Raw genomic sequence first — 8696 nt, forward strand, 5'->3', positions numbered from 1 at the left:
CGCCATGCGCAGGCACACATAGACTCGTGCGGTGATACTCACCGGCACCATTACCAACAAGGACGGCAGCTACAACCACATCGAGGCCGAAGGTGACACCTATGAAGAAGCGCGAGAAAACTTGTACGCGCTTCTTGAAGAGGGCCAAAACCTTATAGTGATCCGCACGGATCGCTAGCCCGACTGAAGCCGGTCCGGCAGGACGACGTCGGCAGAGGATAGCTCTGGCCGCGGTCGAAGGTACCTAACGGAGTGGCGGAAGGAGTTGCCTGTCCAGGCGACATCGGCGGAAACCTCCACCACCAAGGGCTCTACCAAAGTCAGGGCCACCGGGCCCTTGTCCTTACTGAACCTGTTCAGCGTGGTTTCCGTGATGACTTCCGGCCATGGGTGCGCGCCCTTCGGTGGACGCAGGTAGGCCGCCAGCTCCCGGGAAGCCTTCGCCGGCAACACCGTGGAGCGTCCAACAATTCGTAGTCGGCCCTCCATGGGCAAGCCAGCCACAACGTGCTGCGGCCGGTCCATCGGGCCTATGACAGCAGCGCACACCACATCCACGGATTGGCGGCGCTTCACCTTAATCCACTGCCTTACGCCTCCCTGGTAAGCCTGTCCGGCACCTTTGACCATGACTCCTTCCAAGCCTGCGTGGTGCAGTTCCTCGAACCACGTGAGCGCCAGCGCACGGTCCCGGGTGATGGGGGAGAGGTTCAGCGGCGGCACCCAGTCGGCGGCCAGTTGCTCCAGCAGCTCCCAGCGATGCTCCAGAGGCGCGTCCCTGATGTCGTGCCCGGCGACGGCCAGCAGATCGAAGGCAACGAACGACGCCGGGCGTTCCCGGACAAGGGCCGGCAGGCCAGCCTGGGAAGCCACCAGGCGTCGCTGCAGGGCGTCAAAATCGAGCCTGTTACCGGCCCAAACGACGGCCTCGCCATCCAGGACACAACCGGGCGGAACCTGTCCTGCCAGAGCCTCCTGAAGCTCCGGAAAATTGCGGGATAAATCTTTGCCCTGCCTTGAGTACAAGGACACTCCGCCAGCCGCTACCAGGGCACAAGCCCTATAACCGTCCCACTTGGGTTCATACCGGGCGCCGCCAGGTAACGCGGCCTCGGCCGAGATCGCATCAACGGCCTTAGCCAGGGCCAGCGACACGGGCGGATGCAGGGCCGGGGGCACGTCCTCTGTCATAGCGCCACGCTACAGCCGCCAGCCCTGCCAGGCTTAGGCGGCGGCTGCCCCGGCGTCCGTGATGGCTGCGAGCAGCCACTGCTCGGACAGTGGGTCGCGGCGCAGCTCGAAGGTGCGCAGCGCCGAGGTTGAGGTCAGTCTGACTTGGAGTTGCCAGTGTTCGATGCTGACCAGGTCACCGCAGCCAACCGGGGCACGCTTGTTGGTGTTCCACCAGTCGGCGCGGGTAAACCAGCGCACCGGCGCTGCGGCCACAGCCCAGATCCGGCCGTCATACCTGATGGCCAGGGGAATGCCTTTAGCTGTGAACCGGACCTGCACCGGCACATCAAGGGGTTTGTCACTTGCTGTTCTTGCCACGGGTCCGCTCTCCCAAATTCCTGTTCATCATTTCCTCCCGGCGGGTGACCGCCGAACTCCACACCCAAGTCCGGTACGTCACCGGACCGTCCTTCCACGTCACTTCGGCTGCCTTCGCTGTCCAGGCGAACACTTCGCCGTCCACCAGCTCGGCGCAGTTCGGGAACCGGATCCACGCCTTCACCGGGATCCCTGGGTACCCGTTCTTGGCCGGGAAGTGCTTGAAATCGAGCTCTTCCACGGTCAGCCCGATCGGGCCGGCCCGCCGCGCGTACTGCGCCTGGAGCGCAGCAGCGAAGTCTTCGGAGGACATACCACAACCTTAGAACATATATTCCCATTAGCTCCCGGTGCGTCTCTCCTTTTAGGTCATACGTTCTATAGCGAAGACACCTGTCTTCGACGGGGCGCAGTCTTCTAAAGCGGTGGAGGCTGTTGGAGCAGGCCCAGTGCTCGATCAATACCGGTGTCCTGAAGATGCTTCGGTGTGTAGCCTTTGCGGCCCCCATAACCGGGCGGATTTCCGGGCGGTCTTACGGGAACCCAAGAGACTTTGGAACGGCGGGAATTCTGATGACGCTACCCAGGACGGAACAGCTGTCGGTGGTGGACCCTTCAACGGGCAGCAGAGGGTCAGCCAAGCGACCGGCTCACGAGATACCTTGTGCATGACAGATGGATGAAGGGCTGAGATTCCGTCGAGCTAGGGCGCTGGCTCACCTGCTAGAACGATGCCCGGTCGCCCTGGGTTGAGTCGTCGGATACCTAGCCTCAGGTCAGCGCCTGCAGTTTCCACGGGTGGCCCAGTCGCATACGAGCTGTCCGGGGTCCTCGATAATTCCATTTGCTTCTAGCAATGCGACGCCGACCCCAACCCCAACTAGCAGGGCTATAAAAGCTACTGCGAGTATGGTCGAGCGTATCCGGTTGCTCCTCCGGTTTCCCATACGTTGAGCTTCGCACGTTACCGAGTTAGAGGCGGATAATAACTTCACCATGGATCTGCTTCGTGCCACGATCACGAAAGTTGTGGATCGACACATTTACACTTCGAACATGAGAACAAGCTTCAAGGTCGCGCTCGGGTTCGCGGCTAGCATCGCACTATTCTTGCTGCTATCAACTCTGTTTCCGGATAAGCCAGGAATAGCTTCAATACCCGGAGCGCTCTTCGTCGGTTACGTAGCAAAGCTCACCTACGAGCACAATAAGAAGGGCGGAACCAACACGCGTTGAGGGATCGACTACCGGACACCGACTCTCTAGCCACTGCCAAGCGAAAGGCGTCAATGTCGGGCTTCGCGCAGGGCGCCATGTGCTCGTGCCAGCCGCTCCTCCAGGCGTTTGTTTTCATCGGTCAGCTGTCGGATGCGTTTGTAGGCGAGCTCGAGGCGCCGGTGGATTGATGCCTCGGATGCGCGAACGTCTGGTCCCGTTGGGGCCGTCTTGCCGGGTAGTTTCCGTCGTTGGAGCTGCTCCAGCAGGTCCGGTTGTGTGTAGAGCCATGAGCGGGATACGCCTGATCTTCGCGCCAGTTCACTGACGGTCACGGGTTGTGTGGTTTGTCCGAGTTGTTTGAGTGCTTCCTGCACTTGTTGACGGGCTCTAGCTGATCGACGCCGTGCGGCTGCCAGGAGGTGCTGGCTGTTGTCAGTTCTCATCGATGTTGTTTCGCTCCCCGGTGCTTTGGATGGTGTCGATGATGTTTTGCAGGTTGGCTGCAACCTGGCTGTTCATCTCCACGACGCGGGTTTGTCCTGCCGATTCAGCTTGAGCGATGAGTCTTTTCGTAGAGCGTAGATGGTCGAGGTGCTCAGTGAGGAAGTCGGGGGTGGTGACGAAGACCGGGCATGTCAGACAGGCATTGGCATGGGGGCACGCCTGTTGCAGTGGCAAACCGCAGTAGCCGTTTGGTAGGGCCATCGTGACCCGGCCCAGGTTTTCCTTCATCCAGGCTGCGTCATTGATGGCAGCATCCTCCGCCGGGTTGACGATCTCGCCGTGAATCGTGATCTTCCTGGCTTGTTCCCAGTGACGGCGGACTGTTTCGTCCTTCAGTCGGGCGTATCGGGCGGTCATTTCGTGCGATTGGTGGTCGAGGAGTCGGCGGACCACTTCCTGCGGGACGTCGGCGTTGATCAGGCGAGTCGCGTACGTGTGTCGGAGCTGATGAGCGGTGAAGCGGAACGGACGGCCCTGCTCATCGTGAAGTCCAATTGTTCTCTGCCAGGTCTGGATGTGGCCGGCGGCGGTTCCGGGATTCCATGGCCGATCGCCGGTTGTGGAGGTCGGGCCGGGGGCGAGGTAGCGGGCGTCCGGCAGGACTGCTTGAACTGCTTTTGCCTGCTCGGTGATCGCGGCGGCGAGTTCGTCGTCGATTGGCAGGGTCGCTTCGCGGGACATTTTGTGGTTGAAGTAGCGCATGTAGGGGGCGTTCTGGTGGTCGCTGAGGAGGCAGTCGATTTCCAGGCGGTATGTGTCGGAAAGGCGTAGACCGGTGCGGGTGAGTATCTGCATCATGAGCCGGTGCGGCTGCTCTAGTTGCGCGAGAGCCTTGGGGTCTTCGATTTGGGCCATGATGAATTCCGGGAGTGCCCGGGGAAGAGCTGCAGTGCGGCGTGGGTGGTCGCTGGAACGGATTGCGGCAGATGGCGGCAGGTCTGGTTGCCAGTTGTTTTCGCGGACAGCTCGTAGGAACAGGGCTGTTGAGCTGAGCGAGTAGCTGCGGCTGGCCGGGCTCAGGCGGAGCCGAAGCAGCAGGTTGAGGTAGACCTCGATGCTTTCTCTGGTGAAGTCCTGCACCGTTCCCTTGGCGCCGGCATGTTCGGTGAAAGCATCAGCCAGGCGGTGAAGGGCCGTCATGTCCCGGTTGAGTTGGGAGTAGCTCGTGCCTGTGGAGATCCGCCACCGGATGAAACGCTTGGCGAGCAACTTTAGCCACGGCTGCGGGATGGTGCCGAACCGCAATATGCCCTGCTGACCCGTCCGGCCTCGGAAGCCCATGACCTCGAGCCGCCAGGCATCGCGTTCGAACTCTGAGGACGCATCAGGCGGTTCCAGGAAGTGTTCCAGCGCCGTGTGCAGGGCAGCGTGTGCCCGCCGCATTTCCTTAGAACCCTTTTGGATTTCCGTGCTTTCTAAGGGCAGGTCCGTGAGCAATGACCCGGTCTCCCGGTGTCTCAGAAATTTGATCAGGTCGCGTAGGTCTTGTAACCGGAAGCGTCGACGGCTTCGCGGGCTGGATGCCAACAGTTGAAGAGATAGGGCCAGCTCGACCCGGAGCTTTTCTGGCAGGCCGGTGAGGTCGATTTTTTCGGGATTGGTTTTGGGGCCCGACATGGTCCGGAATTCATCGAGCGTGGGGTGGCCGAGTTTCTTCCACCGGCCGAGGTGTGTCTGGCAGAGCTGTCTGGTGCTGAGGAACCGGGCGCACCCGTCGATGCTGCAGATCGGGTACAAATTTGCGGTGAGATCCGGGTCGTCAAGGACTATCACTGCGGCGTCGAAGCGTGGTGATAAGGCGACGCGCATGCGTGGCAGGGGGTCGCTTGGGCCGGCAGCGACGCCCCTTGTTTTAGGCCGGTTCATCTTGTGCCCCGTTCCAGGAAGGGGGTTTCATTGCTGGTCTCCGGGCACTGAGGAATCCACCCTGCCGCAGCCAGCGCCTTCCGCAGGTGCTGAATGTCGATATGGGAGTACGTGTCGATCGTGGTTGCGACGGATGAGTGGCCCAGAAGCTTCTGGACGACCTCCGATGGGACGTTCCTGCGAAGCAGGTCTGTGGCGTAGGTGTGGCGGAACTGGTGTGGCGTGAAGTGGAATCCTGTGCGGGCACGCAGGCGGGCTACCAGGTCAAGGACAGCCTGGTAGGTCATTGGACGGCCCATGGGCTCGGCCCAAAGATTCACGAAGACGTAGTCGCAATCCAGTGTCCCGTACTCTTCGAACAGGTAGTCCGCGAACAGCCGCACCAGGCCGGGCTGGATGGGAATGTCGCGGTCACCAGTTTTTGCCCTGGCCTTGTTGGCGTTTTGCCGGAAGCGCACCTTCACGAGGCACTCTGCGGAATCGAGGTCACTGTGACGGAGACCGAGAGCTTCGCCGATCCGCATTCCCGTCCCGGCCAAGAGGGCGAACAGCAACCTGTCCCGCAGGTGGTCACAGGCATCCAAGACCGCCGATACCTGTTCTGGGGTAAGAATCCGTGGCGTTCGAGTCGGCACCCGCCGCTTCAGTTCCTTCCCTGGCCGCTCCGGGCCGCCAAGATGGACAAGCAAAGGTTTCCATGACCTTCCGGCGCCACGGCGGTCTGTCACCGCCAGGAACTCGAAGGCCTCCCCCTGTTGATGATGGAATCGATAGAACGACCCGACAGCGGATAACTTGCGGTTGATCGTCACGGCCGAACAATGTTGCGCCCCGACGGCAAGCCGCCGCAGTTGTCCCCCTCTCTCATCAGGAGCCAGCTGCAGCCAGTTGGCGAAGCGGCCAAGATCCTCCAGCTGCACGTCACGCCACTGGAGCTGGCACCGCTCAAGGAAGGTGAAAAAGTCCCGCAGGTCGAAGGCATAAGACCTAACAGTCCCGGGTGACCGATCGACCGCTCCCAGATGAGCAAGGAAACGATCGACCGGAACCACGACATCGTATGAGGAATCAGTGACGGTCCACGACTCCGCTCCATCGTGCTGAAGCACTCGCTGAACGGACCAGGGCATGGTGGCTCCTTGGAAGCAGTTCCTGTGATGACATCCGTTCTAACAGGCCCAATTGACTGAACCGTAAACTCGTGGACAACACTCCAGATAACACTTCCTCGAAGCGGGCGTGACTGTCGTAGGCCATCCGTAAGCTACGTCGAAGACATCCAGCCGCTGGCTGAAGGAAACATATATTCGAATAGACGCGCCAAAAGGTGGCGGCCAGGAACGGCCGCCATCCTTTTCATCATGGGGGAGGGGTCTGACAGGGCAGGGCTTGACCCCCTTCAGTCGCTACACGTCCTTCGGACCTTCGGCTGTGTACTTCTGTGTGCCCTTGATCATGCGCGCCATGGCCCGCACGGACTCCGGGTTGTTTTCCCAGCGGCTGCCGTCACGCGTGCAGGCTCGAAATGAGGTTACGCCGGCCTCCTGGGAAACCTGTCGGAGCTCAACCCAAGCCTCTTCCAAGTCGGCCAGCTCGGCCGGCGTCAGCGGCGGTCGCTCCGTCTCCACAGCCGAGGCCACGGGGAAGGACGCAGCCGCAGCTGGTGTCCGTTGCCGACCAAAAAATTCGCGCAGTCCCAAAGCTAAATCTCCTCTTAGTAAATCGGGTAGTCGTCGGGCTCCGGGCTCTCCGCAATCTCGATATCCCGCAGGGCCTGTTCCTTTGTTACCTCATGCCCCTGCGGATCCAGCAATACCCAGCGAAGGACAGGATCCGGTCCAGGCTGAACGACCCGCCGCACCCAACGGTAGCGATGCTCTTTGAGCTTTTCCTTGTCATCGCGGAACTGCTTGTCCTTTTCGACAACCCGATGAACCCTGGCTGTCGCAGATTCATCGGCAACGCACTGGCTGCAGACATGCCGGCGGCCGTCAGCGCTGGAGGGCCAGGGGGCGAAAGCATCTGCCGGCAGCAGCTCCCCACACTTTTTGCATTTTTTGGGGTCATGGATATGAGGTCCAGCGCTGAGATCGACCATTTCCTTGCAATATCCGCATGACTTCACGACCATGCCCTGCAAGCTACCAGAGAGGTCCGACACGGCGCAGTGGGCGCCACGTCCCCTTTGTGGGCCGTGGCCTGGGGGAGAGGCAGGCTCGCTGGGCTCGCCCTGGTTTCCGCAGCGCTTCAACCAGTTGATGGGCGTCCGCTGGCGCGGCCGGCTGTTGGGTCCAGTGCCGGCTCCGCAGAGCTCCGCCGTCCCTGGCCCTGGTGTGTCTACGACGTTTTTTGGCTGCTGTCCTTCGGATTGTACGTGCCCGCCCCAACCCGGCTAGCCCCTCCTTCGTCGGGGCCTGCGGCCCGCAAAAGTCTTCTCCGGCGCTCCTGCGTCGCTTATTTCCTCCGAAGATTTCCCGGGTCTTGCCCTGCGGGTAGACGGGCCTGCACGGGCACAGCTCCGCAAGCTTCGCCAGCAGCCAAAAACAACGGGGGAAAGGGAAGCTGGCCGGTCACCTGATCGCCCCACACCCCCCACGTCTCTGCAAGGACAAAAACCATGACCGCAGTAAGCAAAAAGACCGTGACCCTCGCGGACACGGAGGAAACCATCGACGGCGTAACCGTGCTGGGTGATTACCACATGAACGGCGGCTACGACTGGATGGAGTTGATCGAAGAACACGGCTGGGCCGTGCTCTCCAGCTGGGGCTGTGACGGCTGGGACCTGGGCCAATGGCCCTACGTCATGGTCGCCGTTACCCGCACCGCTGACAGCATCGGCAACCTGTTCGGCATCGCCACCTACTGCGAGGGTGACGTGACGTGCACCTACTACCGGACGAAAGCCCGCCTGTGGGACGCGATCACGGAGCAAGCATTCTTCCACTGGAAGAACGGGCAGGCCCAAGGCCCGGCAGACCTGCCGGAAGCCGCCGCCGAACTTCCCAGCCGGTACCGGATGCCCTACATCGTGCGGGATGCCGCCTAACAAGCACTTACAACCGCTGTACTGCCCGGCCGGAGCCGGGCAGTACAGCACCCCAAACGACTTCAAAGGAGCTAGCACATGAGCAACGACACCAAAGCCCCCAAGGGCATCACCGCCCTGATCTACCGCGACGCCCTGGGCACGGACTTCTCGAACCGGGGAATCTCCGCCCGCGTCATGGAAGTAACCGTCATTGGCGAGGGCATCGACCCGGTATTCGAGGCCACCGAGGAACGGCCCGCCGTCCGGCTCGTCAAAAATGAGCACTTCCACCGCGAAACCGTGGTCCACGCCGAGCCGGTCGCCCCGGCCGATGAACCCGCCCCGTGGTACATGTTTGGCGGCACGTTCATCTTCAGCAGTGACGCGAGGTTCCGCCGCGCGGCCGGACACTATGGAGCCGTCCCGCTGCACGACCGCCGCGAATAGGACCGAGGGTGGCCGGTCTTTCGGGGCCGGTCACCGCGGGCGGTCCGCCGCCCGTGGCCGGCTTCCGCTGGTGGTCGCC

The 8696-nt window shown here is 61.7% G+C and carries 12 protein-coding genes; 4 read left to right on the forward strand and 8 right to left on the reverse strand.

The window, feature by feature from the left end:
* The first annotated feature begins 31 nt into the window (after positions 1-31).
* A complete protein-coding gene (locus tag ACKAE7_RS14705; protein ID WP_408979561.1) occupies positions 32-178 on the forward strand; it encodes a hypothetical protein in 147 nt (48 codons plus the stop codon).
* On the opposite strand, the gene ACKAE7_RS14710 is transcribed toward ACKAE7_RS14705, so the two are convergent.
* The 3 genes from ACKAE7_RS14710 to ACKAE7_RS14720 are packed head-to-tail and all read right to left on the reverse strand — an operon-like array spanning position 175 to position 1864.
* Positions 175-1191 (reverse strand): ATP-dependent DNA ligase, encoded by a 1017-nt coding sequence (locus tag ACKAE7_RS14710; RefSeq protein WP_408979562.1) that lies wholly within the window; start codon positions 1189-1191, stop codon positions 175-177. The two genes, ACKAE7_RS14705 and ACKAE7_RS14710, sit on opposite strands and share 4 nt — an antisense overlap.
* A gap of 33 nt (positions 1192-1224) precedes the next feature.
* On the reverse strand, positions 1225-1551 hold the full coding sequence (locus tag ACKAE7_RS14715) for a hypothetical protein (protein ID WP_408979563.1): 327 nt from the start codon (positions 1549-1551) through the stop codon (positions 1225-1227).
* Entirely contained in the window at positions 1532-1864 is a 333-nt protein-coding gene (locus ACKAE7_RS14720) for a hypothetical protein (RefSeq protein ID WP_408979564.1), read from the reverse strand. The genes ACKAE7_RS14715 and ACKAE7_RS14720 overlap by 20 nt, the downstream gene beginning before the upstream one ends.
* 743 nt (positions 1865-2607) lie before the next feature.
* On the opposite strand from ACKAE7_RS14720, the gene ACKAE7_RS14725 reads away from it, so the two are divergent.
* Positions 2608-2787 (forward strand): hypothetical protein, encoded by a 180-nt coding sequence (locus ACKAE7_RS14725; protein ID WP_408979565.1) that lies wholly within the window; start codon positions 2608-2610, stop codon positions 2785-2787.
* 50 nt (positions 2788-2837) lie between these two features.
* Here ACKAE7_RS14725 and ACKAE7_RS14730 read toward each other — a convergent pair whose 3' ends face one another.
* From ACKAE7_RS14730 to ACKAE7_RS14750, 5 genes are all read right to left on the reverse strand, one after another.
* Positions 2838-3212, reverse strand: coding sequence for a DUF6262 family protein (locus ACKAE7_RS14730; protein ID WP_408979566.1), 375 nt, complete (start codon positions 3210-3212; stop codon positions 2838-2840).
* Positions 3202-5082: a tyrosine-type recombinase/integrase gene (locus ACKAE7_RS14735; RefSeq protein ID WP_408979567.1), complete on the reverse strand. Its 1881-nt coding sequence runs from the start codon at positions 5080-5082 to the stop codon at positions 3202-3204. Before ACKAE7_RS14735 ends, ACKAE7_RS14730 begins: the two co-directional genes overlap by 11 nt.
* A 53-nt stretch (positions 5083-5135) precedes the next feature.
* Positions 5136-6269, reverse strand: coding sequence for a tyrosine-type recombinase/integrase (locus ACKAE7_RS14740; RefSeq protein WP_408979568.1), 1134 nt, complete (start codon positions 6267-6269; stop codon positions 5136-5138).
* Between the two features lie 276 nt (positions 6270-6545).
* Complete coding sequence (locus ACKAE7_RS14745; RefSeq protein ID WP_408979569.1) at positions 6546-6839, reverse strand: hypothetical protein; 294 nt, start codon at positions 6837-6839, stop codon at positions 6546-6548.
* Between the two features lie 14 nt (positions 6840-6853).
* Complete coding sequence (locus ACKAE7_RS14750; protein ID WP_408979570.1) at positions 6854-7270, reverse strand: hypothetical protein; 417 nt, start codon at positions 7268-7270, stop codon at positions 6854-6856.
* 486 nt (positions 7271-7756) lie between these two features.
* On the opposite strand from ACKAE7_RS14750, the gene ACKAE7_RS14755 reads away from it, so the two are divergent.
* Together ACKAE7_RS14755 and ACKAE7_RS14760 are read left to right on the forward strand one after the other, a co-directional pair.
* A complete protein-coding gene (locus ACKAE7_RS14755) occupies positions 7757-8188 on the forward strand; it encodes a hypothetical protein (RefSeq protein ID WP_408979571.1) in 432 nt (143 codons plus the stop codon).
* Positions 8189-8266: 78 nt separating this feature from the next.
* Positions 8267-8617 carry a hypothetical protein gene (locus ACKAE7_RS14760; protein WP_408979572.1) on the forward strand — a complete coding sequence of 117 codons (351 nt, stop codon included), beginning with the start codon at positions 8267-8269 and terminating at the stop codon, positions 8615-8617.
* Positions 8618-8696 lie beyond the last annotated feature (79 nt).

Source organism: Pseudarthrobacter sp. NKDBFgelt, assembly GCF_046097905.1.
In the GTDB taxonomy this organism is placed as follows: Bacteria; Actinomycetota; Actinomycetes; order Actinomycetales; family Micrococcaceae; genus Arthrobacter; species Arthrobacter polychromogenes.

Excerpts from the sequence above, each read along its gene's own strand:
- ACKAE7_RS14710 (WP_408979562.1), bottom strand. The coding sequence starts at position 1,191 with ATGACAGAGGACGTGCCCCCGGCCCTGCATCCGCCCGTGTCGCTGGCC.
- ACKAE7_RS14720 (WP_408979564.1), bottom strand. The coding sequence starts at position 1,864 with ATGTCCTCCGAAGACTTCGCTGCTGCGCTCCAGGCGCAGTACGCGCGG.
- ACKAE7_RS14725 (WP_408979565.1), top strand. The coding sequence starts at position 2,608 with ATGAGAACAAGCTTCAAGGTCGCGCTCGGGTTCGCGGCTAGCATCGCA.
- ACKAE7_RS14730 (WP_408979566.1), bottom strand. The coding sequence starts at position 3,212 with ATGAGAACTGACAACAGCCAGCACCTCCTGGCAGCCGCACGGCGTCGA.
- ACKAE7_RS14735 (WP_408979567.1), bottom strand. The coding sequence starts at position 5,082 with ATGCGCGTCGCCTTATCACCACGCTTCGACGCCGCAGTGATAGTCCTT.
- ACKAE7_RS14740 (WP_408979568.1), bottom strand. The coding sequence starts at position 6,269 with ATGCCCTGGTCCGTTCAGCGAGTGCTTCAGCACGATGGAGCGGAGTCG.
- ACKAE7_RS14750 (WP_408979570.1), bottom strand. The coding sequence starts at position 7,270 with ATGGTCGTGAAGTCATGCGGATATTGCAAGGAAATGGTCGATCTCAGC.
- ACKAE7_RS14755 (WP_408979571.1), top strand. The coding sequence starts at position 7,757 with ATGACCGCAGTAAGCAAAAAGACCGTGACCCTCGCGGACACGGAGGAA.
- ACKAE7_RS14760 (WP_408979572.1), top strand. The coding sequence starts at position 8,267 with ATGAGCAACGACACCAAAGCCCCCAAGGGCATCACCGCCCTGATCTAC.